The organism is Pseudomonas fragi, from assembly GCF_025426255.1.
In the GTDB taxonomy this organism is placed as follows: Bacteria; Pseudomonadota; Gammaproteobacteria; order Pseudomonadales; family Pseudomonadaceae; genus Aquipseudomonas; species Aquipseudomonas kulmbachensis.
This window is the reverse complement of sequence record NZ_CP104861.1, coordinates 1,337,951-1,350,881: the sequence shown is the minus strand read 5'-3', so window position 1 is coordinate 1,350,881 and position 12,931 is coordinate 1,337,951. Positions and strand designations below refer to the sequence as shown.

General features: G+C 58.9%; 13 protein-coding genes. All 13 read right to left on the bottom strand.

All coding sequences use genetic code 11. The features are described 5' to 3' along the window. The 13 genes from N7D90_RS06340 to mltG all read right to left on the bottom strand — a co-directional run bounded on the left by N7D90_RS06340 (position 1) and on the right by mltG (position 12,931). Positions 1–990, bottom strand: coding sequence for a 2-dehydro-3-deoxygalactonokinase (locus N7D90_RS06340; RefSeq protein ID WP_261741366.1), 990 nt, complete (start codon positions 988–990; stop codon positions 1–3). 203 nt (positions 991–1,193) lie between these two features. Beyond that, on the bottom strand, positions 1,194–2,162 hold the full coding sequence (gene araH / locus N7D90_RS06335; protein ID WP_261741365.1) for an L-arabinose ABC transporter permease AraH: 969 nt from the start codon (positions 2,160–2,162) through the stop codon (positions 1,194–1,196). 25 nt (positions 2,163–2,187) lie between these two features. Beyond that, positions 2,188–3,690, bottom strand: coding sequence for an L-arabinose ABC transporter ATP-binding protein AraG (gene araG, locus N7D90_RS06330; RefSeq protein WP_261741364.1), 1,503 nt, complete (start codon positions 3,688–3,690; stop codon positions 2,188–2,190). Positions 3,691–3,698: 8 nt separating this feature from the next. Further along, positions 3,699–4,703 (bottom strand): substrate-binding domain-containing protein, encoded by a 1,005-nt coding sequence (locus N7D90_RS06325; protein ID WP_261741363.1) that lies wholly within the window; start codon positions 4,701–4,703, stop codon positions 3,699–3,701. Between the two features lie 60 nt (positions 4,704–4,763). Beyond that, complete coding sequence (locus N7D90_RS06320) at positions 4,764–5,582, bottom strand: SDR family oxidoreductase (RefSeq protein ID WP_261741362.1); 819 nt, start codon at positions 5,580–5,582, stop codon at positions 4,764–4,766. 270 nt (positions 5,583–5,852) lie between these two features. Further along, positions 5,853–6,416 carry a DUF1285 domain-containing protein gene (locus N7D90_RS06315; protein ID WP_261741361.1) on the bottom strand — a complete coding sequence of 188 codons (564 nt, stop codon included), beginning with the start codon at positions 6,414–6,416 and terminating at the stop codon, positions 5,853–5,855. Between the two features lie 15 nt (positions 6,417–6,431). Beyond that, the gene (locus N7D90_RS06310; protein ID WP_261741360.1) at positions 6,432–7,037 is read right to left on the bottom strand and encodes a DUF4823 domain-containing protein; all 606 of its coding nucleotides are present in this window, start codon (positions 7,035–7,037) and stop codon (positions 6,432–6,434) included. Between the two features lie 179 nt (positions 7,038–7,216). Continuing rightward, on the bottom strand, positions 7,217–8,185 hold the full coding sequence (locus N7D90_RS06305) for a GTP 3',8-cyclase MoaA (protein WP_261741359.1): 969 nt from the start codon (positions 8,183–8,185) through the stop codon (positions 7,217–7,219). Positions 8,186–8,300: 115 nt separating this feature from the next. Continuing rightward, on the bottom strand, positions 8,301–8,951 hold the full coding sequence (locus tag N7D90_RS06300; protein ID WP_261741358.1) for a TetR/AcrR family transcriptional regulator: 651 nt from the start codon (positions 8,949–8,951) through the stop codon (positions 8,301–8,303). Between the two features lie 446 nt (positions 8,952–9,397). Then, positions 9,398–10,180 carry a TatD family hydrolase gene (locus N7D90_RS06295; RefSeq protein ID WP_261741357.1) on the bottom strand — a complete coding sequence of 261 codons (783 nt, stop codon included), beginning with the start codon at positions 10,178–10,180 and terminating at the stop codon, positions 9,398–9,400. Between the two features lie 32 nt (positions 10,181–10,212). After that, complete coding sequence (locus N7D90_RS06290) at positions 10,213–11,199, bottom strand: DNA polymerase III subunit delta' (protein WP_261741356.1); 987 nt, start codon at positions 11,197–11,199, stop codon at positions 10,213–10,215. Next, positions 11,192–11,824 (bottom strand): dTMP kinase, encoded by a 633-nt coding sequence (tmk, locus tag N7D90_RS06285; RefSeq protein WP_261741355.1) that lies wholly within the window; start codon positions 11,822–11,824, stop codon positions 11,192–11,194. Before tmk ends, N7D90_RS06290 begins: the two co-directional genes overlap by 8 nt. Before the next feature lie 12 nt (positions 11,825–11,836). Next, entirely contained in the window at positions 11,837–12,931 is a 1,095-nt protein-coding gene (gene mltG / locus N7D90_RS06280; RefSeq protein ID WP_261741354.1) for an endolytic transglycosylase MltG, read from the bottom strand.

Below are 12,931 nucleotides of genomic sequence, written 5' to 3'. Positions count from 1 at the left end.
TCAGGCCTCCAGATGAGTGTGTTGGAGCAATCCGGCCGCTTGGGCCAAATGCCATAAACCCTGTTCGGTGGCCTGTTCTGCCAGGCTCACATCGGCAAACCCGCAGGCGCCAAGCGCCCGTTGATAGCGTTCACACAATTGGGAATTGCCGATCAGAATGATGGTGGGTAACGGCTGCTCACCCAGGTGTTGACGCAGCACAGTGCTCAGCGCCGCCAGTTCATGGCCGATCAGCAGGCCGGAGACATAATCAGGCTGCTGCGTGGCGCTCAGTTGCCCGGTCAGGCCCAGAGTGCGTGCACTGAACAGAGTCGACAGCGGGCCGAGCTGGCCTGCGGGCGACAACGCCACCTGCACGCCGCGCTCGAACGCGGCCAGATCAAACTGCGCGCTGTGCTGCTGGGTGCGACCCAGGATCGTGTGGGCGCAGACGGCGGCATACAACTCGCCCGTCATGAAAGTATCGAAATGCACCAGGCAGCCGTCTTGTACTTGCACCCATTTGGAATGGCTACCCGGCAGGCCGATCAGGTAATCGTTGAGATGGGGCAGCGTTTGCAGGACGCCCAGTACCTGGGTTTCTTCGCCGCGCATCACGTTGGGCAGGACCGAGTGCTGGATCACCCCCGGCACGATATGCACCTCAACCCCGCGTACGCTGCGTACCGTCTGCAGGGCAGTGCTCAAGGCATTGAGGCTGGCCGGTGTTTCGCGGTACGCCACTTCACGCCAGCCCTGGGCGCTGCCAACCATGCCGCAGGCAATCACCGGGATACCGGGGTTGGCATCCAGCCAGTCACCGCATGCGTCATCGAATGCAAGCTCAAAGCCATCAGTGCACCAGTGACCTGCGACCAACCGTGCCGCGTTCGGCAACTGCATGATCCCGCTGGCCAGCGAGCGTGTTTTCAGCACTTGCCCGGCGCAGCCGAGCAAATAAGCACGAAGGGAGGTCGTCCCCCAATCGAGCGCGATCAATTGCGCCTGCATCGCTTCACCTGTTTTGTTTTTAGCAGTGAATGCCGTCAATCAGTGCAAGAGACTATAAACCGAGGCCGCTATAAATCTCAACATATAAAATGCAGTCTCATATATAGGGATTTAAGCTTTTGTCTGATCGCGATAGAATCACCGCGATCAGGCAAATGCACCGAGTAGCCCGCATTGGGAGCAAGCCGCCGCCCCCTGAGCTATCAGCGTTGTTTCAACCGGTCGATCACCACCGCCAGCAGCAGGATCGAACCGCGGATCACGTACTGGTAGAAGGTGTCGATGTTCTTGAGGTTCATCGCATTTTCGATAATGGCCAGGATCAACACCCCCGCAATCACGTGCCGGATCATCCCAACCCCGCCGCTCAGCGACACTCCGCCCAATACGCAGGCCGAGATCACGGTCAGTTCGAAGCCCTGCCCAATCATCGGCTGGCCCGAGGTCATGCGCGATGCAAGGATCACCCCCGCCAGCGCACCGATCAGCCCGTGTACGGCGAAGATGATGATTTTGGTTCGGTCGACATTGACTCCCGCCAGCAACGCCGCTTCCGGGTTGCCGCCAATGGCCATGGTGTTGCGACCATAGGTGGTGTAGTTCAGCAGCCAGCCAAAAAACAGGAAGCACACAATGGTGATCAGGATCGGCACCGGCACGCCAAACAACTGACCGTTGCCGAAGACGAAGAACGACTCCTGGGACACCCCGACCGCCTTGCCGTTGGCGAAGATATACGCCAGGCCACGCACGATTTGCATGGTCGCCAGCGTGGTGATCAATGCATTGACCCGCAATTTGGCGATCACGATGCCGTTGACCAGGCCGACAATCAGCCCCATGCCCAACGCTGCACTAACGCCCAGAAACACGCTGTCGGTGTCACGCATGACCACCGCCGCCACGACCCCGGAACAGGCGATTACCGAGCCTACTGACAAGTCGAAATGCCCCGACGCCAGACAATAGAGCATGGTGCAGGCGGCAATCCCGGTGGTGGAAATCGCCAGCCCCAGGCCGCGCATGTTCAACGGCGACAAGAAGTTGTCGATCAGCAAGGTGCACAGCAGGAAGATCGCCAGCGCCGCCAGCAACATTACCCAGTCATCGAGAAAGCGTCGCAGATCCAAGGGTTTGCGCGCAGCGGGCAGTGACGTATTTTGCATTGTCATAAAAACCTCTTAGTGGATCACGCCTTCAGCCGCGCCGGCCTGGCAAGGCCATTTGCAACAAGTTGGATTCATTAGCCTGGTCGCGAGGCAGTTCGCCGCATACCCGACCTTCACACAGCACCAGAATGCGGTCGCTGATGCCCATCACTTCCATCAGGTCGCTGGACACCACGATCACCGCAATACCGCTGGCTGCCAGGGCATGGATGATTTGGTAGATCTCGGCCTTGGCGCCGATATCGATGCCCCGCGTCGGCTCGTCGAGCAGCAGCACTTTCATGGGCATCGACAACCAGCGGCCGAGAATGGCCTTCTGTTGATTGCCGCCGGACAGGTACATGATTTTCTGCGCTGCGCTTGGGGTTTTGACTTTCAGCGCCTTGATCTGCTTGTCGGCATTGCTGCGCTCCCACCCTCCGCGCAGCAGGCAACCCAGACTCGAGTGTGCGCCCCTGGCGCTGATATTGATGTTCTCGGCGACGCTGGCGAGCGGGATGATGCCCTCCTTTTTGCGGTCTTCCGGGCACAACAGTACCCCCGCATCAATTGCATCGCGGGGTGAGCGCAGCCTCAGTTCGCGGCCTTGCAGTTCAAGACTTCCGGCGCGGCAAGGGGTCAGCCCGCTGAGCAGGCGCAACAACTCGGTACGCCCCGCCCCCACCAGCCCGAACAGGCCCAGAATCTCGCCCTTGCGCACCTCGAAACTCACTGGCTCGCGCAACCCAGGGCCGAGCAGCCCCTGCACCTTGAGCGCCACCTCGCCGTGCTCACGCGGCCGGTAGTCATAAATATCCTGAATATCGCGCCCCACCATGCAGGTCACCAACTGGTCGTGGCTCAAGTCACTCATTTGCTCGAAAGTGCGCACGTAACGACCGTCCTTGAACACCGTGACCGCATCGCAAATACGGAACACCTCTTCCATTCGATGGGACACGTAGAGCACCACTTTGCCCTCGTCGCGCAGACGGGTAATGATCGCCATCAGCCGATCGATCTCGCGCGCCGAGAGGCTGCTGGTCGGTTCATCGAAAGCAATTACATGGGCGCCACGGGACAGCGCCTTGGCGATTTCGATCAATTGGCGCTGGCCCAGCGACAAGCGCGCGACCTTTTCCTGCGGGTCGATTTCGTCGGCCAGGCCCTTGAGCAAGTCCAGCGCTTGCTGGCGCAGTACGCGGCGGTTGATCAGGCCAAAACGCGCAGGTAAATGCCCCAGGAACAGATTCTCGGCCACGGTCATTTCCGGCACCAGATGCAGCTCCTGGTGGATCACCGCCACCCCGCTGGCGATGCTTTCAGCCGTGGACTTGAAGGTCAGCGACTGTTCACCGATCTGCAAATGGCCGCTGCTAGGCTGATATGCCCCACCGAGTATCTTTAACAGCGTGGATTTACCCGCGCCGTTTTCGCCCATCAGCGCATGCACCTGCCCCGGATGGGCTATGAAGCTGATATCGGCCAGCGCCTGCACCCCGGGAAACTGCTTGCCGATCCCGCTGAACTGCAGGCTGGCGGTACTGCTCATTAACGAGTTCAATTCCACAGACCAATCTTGGTCAGCTCTTCCTGGAAGTTGTCTCGGGTGATCAGCGTCACCTCATCCATTGCGGTGTACAGCGGCGGCTCTTTGCCCTCGGTGATCCACTCAAACATCATGGTCGCGGTCTTGTAGCCTTCGATATGCGGGCTGGGCAGCATTGAGCCGAAGAAGCCGCTGTTGGCCTTTTTCAGTTCGCCAATGGCGTCAGTGCCATTAATGCCAATACCGATCACATTCGCTGGCGCAAAACCGGCACTTTCCGTGGCGCGCACGCCACCGAGCACGGTGCTGTCGTTCATCCCGCCGATAATCAGGTTCTTCGCCGCGCCGGGCAGTTTGACCAGCGCCGAGTTGGTGGCGTCCATGCTGCCAGGCACATCGAGGGTTTTAAGCGCGGAGTACAGAATGTGATCGTCTGGCAGGCCCGCGGCCTTCAAGGATTTGACCGAGCCATCGGTGCGCTTTTTGCCGGTATCCAGTTCGTTAAAGGTGTTGATGACGGCGTAAGTGTCTTTCCAGTCCCAGTTGCGCTTTTTCGCTTCAGCGACCATCGCACTGCCCTGTTTCTCGCCGACTTCGAACGCCGCCATGCCGAGGTACGGCACATCCTCCATAAACTTGCCGCTGGCATCGACAAAGCGGTCATCCACGGCAATCACTTTCAGGCCGTTAAGTTTGGCCTTGGCCATGATCGCAGGACCGAGCCCCACATCCGGCGGGCAGATCACAAAACCCTGCGCGCCGTTGGCGGCCAAGCTGTCGATGGCCGACAGGGTTTTCTCGCCATCCGGTACGGCAATTTTAATCAGGGTGAAGCCTTTGTCCTTGGCGGCTTTTTCAGCAAACGCCCATTCGGTCTGGAACCAAGGCTCTTCAGCCTGCTTGACCAAAAAGCCGATCTTGACTTGCTCGGCGGCCAGCAGCGCACTACTCAGGCCGATGGCACTGACAGCCAATGCTGCACAACACAGGGAACGGATAACGGGACGCAATTTCATGGCAAACCCCTTGTTATTGTTTTTGAAGTGTTTGAGAGCCTGCTTCGTCCAGGCACAGGTTCAATCGTGGTACAGCACTGAACGCCCACCATCGATGGTGATACACGAGGCGTTGATAAACGGCGCTTCATCGCTGGCCAGGAACACGGCGGTCATTGCCACTTCCAGCGGCTGGCCGATGCGGCGCGGTGGGTGCAGATCGAGGGCGCGCTGACGCTCGGCGTGCGGGTCGGCGAAACCGTTCCAATAGTCAACGTTGAGTTGAGTCTCGATATAGCCCGGCGCGATAGCGTTGACCCGGATGCCCTTGGGCGCGTACTCGATGCCCAAGGCACGGGTCAGGCCGAGCAGGCCGTGTTTGGCCACCGGATACGGAAAGCAGCCGGGAATGATGTTGCTGGAATGGGTGGAGGCGATGTTGATGATGCTGCCCACGCCCTGCTCGATCATCTGTGGCAGTACCGCCTTGCAGCCATACCAGGCACCGTCCAGGTCGATGGCGAAACAGCGACGCCAGTCTTCCTCAGTCATCTGCAACGGATCACGGAACACGTTGACCCCGGCGCAGTTGACCAGCACATCGACCCGGCCATGCAGTTCCAGCGCCAGCGCCACCATCGCATGCAGGTCTGCCTGACAGGACACGTCGGCGCGGATCGCCTGCACGTCCCCCCCTAGTTCACGCCAATGGGCAGCGACCTTTTCCACCTTCTCGGTCTGAATATCACTAATGACCAGTTTTGCCTGCTGCGACACAAAACTGGCGACTATGGCTTCGCCAATGCCCTGAGCGGCGCCAGTCAAGACGACCACTTTGTTCTTCAGGCGTTCGCCACGGGGCGGCTCGGCAACCGGCGGCAAGGATAGAGCTTCAGCCATTGATCAGGACTCCTGGGAACAGGCACGACGAAAACCGGGCATCTGTCGATGACCGGTTAAAAAACATGGGGGATCGGGTAGGACGTGCAGACGCGCCTGCGCGCAGGAGCACCCTGGGATAGTTCGGCATCACTTCACCTGTTTTGTTTTTTTAAGTGTGAGTGCGTAGAGCTGAGGCCGACTATAAACCCAGGGAGAATTAAATCTCAATATATAATTTTACATCCCATATTAAGGGATCTTACTGCAAGCCGGGTACAACCGACTGGTTCAGGGCTCAAGCCCGATGGTGAAAAACTCGCCTGCGCTCCAGACACCCAGCCAGTTTTGCCCGTCGACTTCGCGCACCACCGCCAGCTCGACCAGTTGGTAGAACACATTGCGATGGATCAGGGCTTCGAGATTGCGCCGCACGTGCAGGTAGGGCGCGGGTTCCTGAGTAACGGGGTCGATGACAATCCGCAGCGGGTGCTCGCTGCCGGCACTGATCGACTCGTCGACATTAGTGGTAAAGCGCAGGACTTGTTGCTCACCCTCACCGTCCACATCCAGGGCAACCGCGACAAAGGGTGCGTCATCAACTTTGATGCCGACCTTCTCTACCGGAGTGATCAGGAAATAATCATCGCCGTCGCGGCGAATGATGGTCGAGAACAGTTTGACCATGGGCTTGCGACCAATCGGCGTGCCCATGTAGTACCAGGTGCCATCGCGGGCGATGCGCATGTCGATGTCACCGCAAAACGCGGTATCCCACAAATGAACGGGTGGCAGGCCCTTGTCGGCCCTGGGGATTTGCGCCAACAAATTGCTGACGTCTACCGGCTCACTCATGGTGCTCTCCTCGACTTATTGATCGCTCAAGCCTATCAAGCTGCGGGCGTACTTGGCGAGCGGCGGGCCGATCAGGTCGGCGGGCTTGTTGTCATGGAACGTCAGCAAACCACCGCGACTGCGAATGGTGGCAGTGTCGATCAGATACTGGGTACTGGTCTCGATCAGCATCACCTGGATCACCCCACTGTCGATTCCCAGACGGCTGATTTCTTCCTGGTCGAGCCATTCATCGCTGTTGCCGATCCGGTCGTCCGCCCGGGCAAAGCGGGTGTACAGCAAATAGTGTGCGCCAAAGCTGCGGGCCTCGGTCATTGCTTGATCGAGCCCCAACGGCTGCTTGGCACGGCGCACCATCGGGAAGTATTCGACAAAGCCGTTATAGGCTTCTTCAGCCACCACATTGGGCCGCACATTGGGATCACCGACCGGAGCAAATGCCCCTTGGGCGATGTAGATAAAGGAATCCGGCTGGATGCGCAGCGAGTTACTGCGCCGAGTGTTGCTGTGATCAAGCAGGCCCGCGTCACTCATCTGATAGCGCGCACCTTCGCCCAGATCGCTGACCGTCATGCAGCCGCCCAGTGTCAAAAAAGCCAGCCAAATAATCAGACCACGCATCCCGCTCTCCCGATGGCCGGTGACAGAAAACCGGCGAATAGTCGCGTGATGCAGATTGCGCGCCAGTTTTAGCGGAACAGTAGATAGGTCAAGCCCCTGTGGGAGCGAGCCTGCTCGCGAATGATCTTCGCGAGCAGGCTCGCTCCCACATTTGATGTATCTCTGCCGCCGCGAGTACCTTAGCCGCCGATGATCTTCATCACGGTGGCGCCGCCAGAGAAAGCGACTTCCTGCTTGTCGCCCAGGGCTTTCATCAGCAAGCCTTGCAGCGCAGGCAGGGCCTGGTGGCGCGGCTTGTTCAGCAGGTCGCCAACATAGTGGCGATTGCTCGACGACAGGCAACCATGCAGCCATCCCGTGGAAGACAGGCGCAAACGCGAGCAGGTTCGGCAGAAGGGCACGCTTTCGTTGGCAATTACCCCAAAATAACCGTGACCTGGGATCTGGTAGCGCACCGCCGTGGCATCAATTGGCGCATCGGCCTGCAAGTACTCGTAGCGCTCGCCAATCAGCGCCAACAGCTGTTGCAGGCTGACAAACTGTTGCAGGAAGGCATTGCCATCACTGGCCAGATGCCCCATGCGCATCAGTTCGATAAAGCGCAGTTCATAGCCGCGCTCAAGGCAATACTCCAGCAGCGGCATGACCTGATCCAGGTTCTGTCCGCGCAAGGGAACCATATTGACCTTGATCTTGATCCCCGCGTCACCGGCCTGCTGCATGCCGTCGAGCACGGTTGGCAGGTCGCCACCCCGAGCAATACGGCGAAATGCGTCAGCATCAAGCGTATCGAGGGAGACGTTGATGCGACGAATACCCGCGTCCAGCAGCAGCGGCAATTTGCGCGCAAGTAATTGGCCATTGGTCGTCAGGCTGATATCGCTCAAACCCAACCGCCCGACTTCGCGCATAAAGGTTTCAAGCTTGGGGCTGACCAGCGGTTCACCCCCGGTGATACGCAAGCGTTCAATGCCTGCGGCCTCAATCAGATAGGCCACCCCGCGCACCATCGCTTCGGCCGACAGCTCATCCTGCGCTGCAACCAGCCGCTTGCCGTTGGGCACACAGTAGGTGCAGGCGTAGTTGCAGGCAGAGGTCAGACTAAGACGCAAATTGCGAAAACGTCTGCCTTGGCGATCAACGATCATGGATGACTCCGGCACGGGGGAAATGGGGCGCGCCAAAACCTGACTCATAAATCAAGTTTTAGCAAGACCCAAGCCTGAGTATAAGCTTCAAGGCCATAAGCCATGAAGGAAATGCTTACTGCCCTGACTCTACAGCCGGGGTCTCAGGGTCACGCTTGCGCTTGTTGCCCATGCGCACGCCGATATCCATCAGGAACTGGAAAAAGCCTTCCTGATCTTCCAGCACATTGCTCCAGAACGGCGAGTGATACAGCGCCACCGCGCCGTGCACCAGAGCCCAGGCCGCACAGTAATGGAAGTAAGGCGGCACGTCTTCAAGCTTGCCTTCGCTGATACGACCCTTGATCAGCAGGGTCAGGCGCTCAAAGTTGGATGCGCGAATCTTGTGCAGTTCTTCGACCAGTTCAGGCACCTGATTGCCCTTGACGACCTTTTCTTCAAGGCGATCAAACAACCGGTAGCGCTGCGGGTCACGCATGCGAAATTCAAAGTAGGCACGCGACAGCGCCTCTTTGTCTTTATCCACGTCAGCAGAATGCAGCAGCTCATTCAAATCACGCTCGTAGTCGAGCATCAGGCGCAGGTAAATCTCGGCCTTGGACTTGAAGTGCTTGTAGATCGTGCCTTTGCCAATACCTACGGCATCAGCAATCATCTCGACGGTGACACTGTCTTCACCCAGGTCGAGGAACAGCTTGAGCGCGGTATCGAGAATTTCCTGCTCGCGGCGACGAAACTCACGGACCTTACGGGGTTCTTTGTGCATAAGAAAAGGTCTGTTTGGGTCAAAATAGAAGCGGAGTATTATGCATTAGTCACGCTAAATTGCACGGATCATCCTGCATATCGATACGTTCAAACGATTTACCCAAGGGAAAGTGAGCACTCAAGCGAAGCTCGGGTATTCCAAATCTGTTTAAAAAACGATCAATCCTGACTGGACGTTCGACAAAGCTGACCAATACTTAACATGTCGGCGCAACATCCCCCCCAAAGTGTTTCGCCGATATTGGCACCAACGGAGTGCGTGCCACTGTTTTACTCCTAATGGTCTTAACCCGGATTCCCCAGAGCCCGGGTTTTTTTTGCTTTAAAAATATGCCGCATGCCTTAAATGTAGCCGCTGCCGCCGGCTGCGATCGGGCCCGCAGGGGGCCGCCATTCGCGAAGGTCCTGCGGCCCTTGTCGCAGCCTGCGGCAGCGGCTACAGAATTATCCGACTCGTGCCAGCGGAAACAGGCGCTTGAAGTTTTCTGTAGTCTGCTCGGCAAAACGTTCGTAGGACTCACCGCGCAACATAGCCAGAAACTCGGCCACTTCACGTACGTACTGCGGCAGGTTCGGTTTGCCACGATACGGAATCGGGGCCAGGTAAGGCGAATCGGTCTCGACCAGCAAGCGATCGGCGGGCACCTGACGGGCCACATCGCGCAGGGCGTCGGCGTTGCGGAAGGTTACGATCCCCGACAACGAGATGTAATAGCCCATGTCCAGCGCGGCCTTGGCCATGTCCCAGTCTTCAGTGAAGCAGTGCAGCACACCGGCCTGGGGCAATGCCGCCTCACGCAGCATGGTCAGTGTATCGGCGCGAGCACCACGGGTATGAATCACTACCGGCTTGCCGGTCTGTTGAGCCGCCTCCAGATGCACCCGAAACGACAATTGCTGCAACTCGCCAGCTTCGGGCTCGTAGTGGTAGTCCAGTCCCGTCTCACCAATCGCCACCACCCGTGGGTGATTCAACTCGCCCAGCAGCCAGTCCAGCGCTGGCGCCGCACCCGGCTGGACATCCAGCGGGTGGACGCCCACCGAACAATCTACATCGGCATACCGATCGGTCAGGGCTTTGACATCGGCCGCGTTGTCGGCGCTTACCCCGATACACAGGAAATGCCCGACACCACGCTGGCGCGCAGCTTCAAGGGCGGCGTCCAGCGAGCCGTCATGGGCGCTCAGATCAAGACGATCGAGATGGCAATGGGAGTCAACCAGCATACAAAAATTACCTGTTTATCAATTCAGTCAAATCAGCGCTGGCCGGGCAGGCCAGCCCACTGCACCAGTAACGCTTCGATCAACAGATCACGATTAAGGTTGGCCTTGCTCAGCACTTTTTGGCGCTGGGCAAGAATCCAGTCCTGAATGCTCAGAACCTTGTCCTGCGGGGTCTTCTGCGCCAGGTATTGCAGCACTTTGCGCATGTCCTCAAGCCCCAGACCGCTTTCGTCCTGAGTCAGTTGATAACGCAGGATCAGGTTCGACCAGTCGCAAAACCAGTCAAACAACAACAGCAGCGGGATAGCTTTCCAGCTTTCAGCCAATTGACTGGCCGACAGCTCGCGCTTGAGCAACTTTTTAACCCCGTCCACCACCGCTGCACGCTGCTCGCGAACACCCTGGGCCTGCAACTTGACCGCCGCCAGCGGCGAACCGGCGGCAAGGGTCAATAACTCAACCCGCTCGGCATCACTGCTGTCAGGCAGCGCCTTGGCCAGCCATTCGAGGCTCAACTCCCGGCTCGGCAGCGGGCAAGCCTGCTGCACGCAACGGCTGCGAATGGTCGGCAGCAATCGGCTGGACTGGTGGCTGACCAACAGCAAGATGGTGTTGCCCGACGGCTCTTCAAGGCTTTTGAGCAAGGCGTTGGCGGCGTTGATGTTCATCGACTCCACCGGTTCGACCAGCACCACCTTGCGCCCGCCCAATTGGGCGGTCTGCACCACAAAGCTGACCAGATCGCGCACCTGATCGACCTTGATCGCCTTGTCCGCCTCTTCCGGCTCAAGAATGTAGTTGTCGGGATGGCTCCCGGCCGCCAACAACGAACAGGACTTGCACGCGCCACAGGCTTCAAGCCCGACGGGCTGTTTACACAGCAGGCTGGCCATCAGCCGCTCGGCCAGCGCCCGCTTACCAATGCCCGCAGGCCCGTGCAGCAAATAGGCGTGAGCATGTTGCGCGCGCCCCGCCATGTGCTGCCACAGGCTGTCTTGCCACGGATAGGCCTCAGCCACGGTGCATGCCCAGCAGTTCTGGCAACAAGGCATCCAGCTGGCCCTGCACCTGCGCCAGGGTTTGCGCGGCATCAATCAGGCGATAGCGTGCAGGTTCTACAGCGGCACGGCCGAGATAGGTGCTGCGCACCGCATCGAAGAACGTGCGACCTTCCTGCTCAAAGCGATCCAGTCGTCCACGCGCACTGGCCCGGGCCATACCGACCTCAATCGGCAGATCAAACACCAGGGTCAGATCAGGGCGCAACGACCCTTGAACAAAGGTTTCAAGGGTCGCGATGCGTTCATGCGACAAGCCCCGACCGCCGCCCTGATAGGCGTACGTGGCATCGGTAAAGCGATCACACAGCACCACCGCCCCACGCTGCAAAGCCGGACGAATGACTTCGGCCAGATGCTGGGCACGGGCTGCGAATACCAGCAACAGCTCGGTATCGGCGCACATGGCGTCATCACTGGGCGTCAGCAGCAGTTCGCGGATACGCTCTGCCAACGGCGTGCCGCCAGGCTCACGGGTCAGCACCACGTCGATACCTTCGGCGCGCAAACGCTCTGCCAGGTATTCACGGTTGGTACTTTTGCCCGCGCCTTCGGGGCCTTCCAGGGTAATAAACAAGCCAGTCACAGGCAGCAATCCTTAATCAGTGTCTTTCGGGCCTTGCGGCTCGACCGGGGTGCTCGCCGGTTCGGGCGCAGGGGTCGGCGCAGGGCTCGAACGGTAATCGGCCCGACGCTTGATCTGGAATTCGCGCACCGCATTGTTGTGCGCATCCAGGTCATCGGAAAACGTATGGCTACCATCGCCCTTGGCCACAAAGTACAAGCTGGTGCCCCCGACCGGGTGCAAGGCGGCATGAATGGCTTCACGTCCGACCATCGCAATCGGTGTCGGCGGCAGGCCAGGAATGGTGTAGGTGTTGTACGGCGTCGGCTCGCGCAAATGAGCTCGGGTCAGCTTGCCGTTGTAACGTTCGCCCAGACCATAGATCACCGTAGGATCGGTTTGCAGCGGCATGCCGATTTTCATCCGGCGCACAAAAACCCCGGCAATTTGCCCACGCTCTTGCGGCACTCCAGTTTCCTTTTCTACCAGGGAAGCCATGATCAGCGCCTGATAAGGATTGGCATAGGGCACATCCGGGTCACGCTGCGCCCATTCCTGGGCCAGCACTTTATCCAGACGGTCGTAGGCTTTTTCCAGCAGTTGGGCATCGGTCATGCCGCGCACAAAGCGATAGGTGTCAGGAAAGAATCGACCTTCAGGGAATTCGCCACCATGACCCAGTTTCGCCATGACTTCGCTATCGCTCAGGCCGTCGAGGGTCTGCTCGATTTTTTCATGCTTGGCCAAAGCGCTGCGCACCTGGCGAAAGTTCCAGCCTTCAACCAGAGTCAGGCTGTATTGCACCACTTCGCCACGCTGCCACAGGCCGATCAGGTCCTGGGCGGTCATGCCCGGGGTCATACGGTATTCGCCGCTGTGCAAGGGCTGGCCTTCGAGGTTGAAGCGCCAGTACAAGCGCAGCCAAAAGGCATCGCGCAGGGTGTCGTCAGCTTCCAGACGATTGAACGTGCCGGTCGGCGTGGCGCCTGCCGGTACGTCGAGTAATTGTTCCTGCGTCAGGTTGAGCGGTTGTTCCAGCGCCGAATTGAGCTTCCAGGCGCTAGCGCCCAGCAACAAGCCCGCCAGCACCAGACCTGTCTCCAGCAGCACCAAGAATTTACGTTTCAC